General features: G+C 55.2%; 2 protein-coding genes. Both read right to left on the bottom strand.

Annotated elements, in window-relative coordinates; genetic code table 11:
• Positions 1-344: 344 nt before the first annotated feature.
• Entirely contained in the window at positions 345-803 is a 459-nt protein-coding gene (locus RGD00_RS23145; protein WP_310459592.1) for a hypothetical protein, read from the bottom strand.
• A gap of 188 nt (positions 804-991) precedes the next feature.
• Entirely contained in the window at positions 992-1768 is a 777-nt protein-coding gene (locus RGD00_RS23140; RefSeq protein WP_310459591.1) for a recombinase family protein, read from the bottom strand.
• Positions 1769-2068 lie beyond the last annotated feature (300 nt).

Here is a 2068-nt window from a genome sequence, read left to right as displayed (position 1 = left end):
AAGGTCTTCCTCTCCGCCGTCGCCCTCGCTGCAACCGTCATGTTCTGGCTATGACGCGAGAACGAGTCCTGACCGTAACCAGAACGAAGCCGACAGATAGGAAGTGCCCGTCAGCTTCGTCAGACAGGCGCCCCGCCTATTTCTTCAGAAACTTGTTCACGACCAGTCAGACGACGATCTGGACGACAATAGATGGACTAATAGCCGCTTGGGTCCATCCGTCCCGATATGCACCGAGCCTCGAAGGCCAGATAAGGGTTCATAATACGCAAGGCCTCCAGATTTCTCTGGCGACCTTGTTGTTTGCGGAACTCAATCAGCTTTGATCACCCAGCAATCAGAGATCACGAATTCCCCCTTACAGATTGAAGTGTTTTATCAAAGAACATCTTCTTCTTCATTAGCGACAATACGTCTTCACCATACCTCTCAGGCGGCCTAAAGCCACACACGACACACCCTTCTCGCGAGAGCGCTATGATTGCAAGGAACTCATCACTTCCGTTGTAGCTGACATAACCAGCATACATGCGTGGATCGTCAAAATCCTTATACCCATGCTCCGTAGTGCCATAGGCCCTGAAGAATTCAGCAACCGTAGGAGCAAAGACTCTGGCATGCAAGGCGATGGCTTCGTTTCCTGGCTTACTGGAAACATATGCTGCCTCAGCGATCAATTCGACGTTCGCCGCGCGCTTTCGAACCAGCCAAACTCGATATCCAGCAAGAACGACATAGGCAACAATCGACAGCCCCATCGTTGGCCACGCCAACAGGAGGGCCAGAAGGAATAGAATGGCCAAGCAATGTTCCCTTTATATGACATTCGCGACCCCATGTGCATATGATACGATCAAGCGCTTTGAGACCGCTTCTCATAGTGCATATGGCGCGGAGAAGCACAACCCACGGCGTTGTTGCTCAACTCAGGCCTGAGGCATGATAACCCCTTTCACCGCACCACCGGGAATGCCAAGCGAAGCTGACTTGATCAGAACATGCCGAAGAGGGGGTTCTTCTCCAGCTCGGCGGTATCCTGATCGGACAAGGCTGGCTCTGGTGTCTCGCCCTCGGGCGCCTGCTTCAGGCGGGTAAGCGCGCTGTGGACCGAAGCCTTGGTCCATGCACGGCCTTCGAGATCATGGTGTCCGAGCTCGTTCAAACGATCAGAGAGCTTCTGAAGCGACAGATCGGCAAGGGAAGGATCGGACCGGAGGATGTTCGCAAGATGATCAGCCTTGGCCTGTGCCTTGGCACTGCGGACATCGGCAGACTTCTTGCGCGCACCATCGAGATCGGGATTACGCGCAGAAAGACCAAGCGCACGCCGTTGAGCGTATTCATCCTTGGCGCTCTGGCTGCGACGCATGTTGTTGGCCTCGGCGCGGGCGATCCTTGCTTCGAGATTCGCAGGGGTCAGATAAGAGCCCTCTTCGGCAGAGAGGAACACAAGATTCCGATGGCGCACAAAATCAACGAAGCTCTTCAGATCCCGTGACAGCCGATCGAAGCTGGCAACGACAATAGGCACACCGAGCTTCTCAGCCTTGTCGACAGCTGCCTGAAAACCTGCTCGCCGGGAAATACTGCGCGCACCACCTGCTGACGCTACATCCTCGAACCAATCCACGATACGAAGATGGCTGTGGTGTGCATATGTCTCGATGGCTAGGCGCTGCTCTGCCAAGCTTTGCCCGCTCTTGCGCTGCTTCTCTGAGGAGACGCGGGTGTAGGCGATGGCTGTGGTGGGTCTGGTCGTGATGTTCATGGTGTGTTGTGTGGTTAGGGATAGCCGTTGTGTTTGTATTCATTTCTATACAATACAAACACAACGGCGGAAAGCGCTTTCCCGGTCTTGCAGTCGTTTCTGTCTAGATGGAGGACAGCAGAAAGCACCAAACGCCCGAACAGAACAGCGGGCGCTACGCCCATCCTCCACGCTTTCGATCCGGTCGAACATCGTCCTCACCGCAGCTAGGTCGTCTTCATTGGTAAGCGCGACGTCGAGGCCCTATGCGGCGAGGCTTGACGGCTGGGCGTGGCGCCAGGGCATGAGGTCCTCGATGCG

The organism is Ruixingdingia sedimenti, assembly GCF_031432425.1.
GTDB classification, from domain to species: domain Bacteria; phylum Pseudomonadota; class Alphaproteobacteria; order Rhodobacterales; family Rhodobacteraceae; genus Ruixingdingia; species Ruixingdingia sedimenti.
This window is presented reverse-complemented; position numbering and strand designations above follow the sequence as displayed.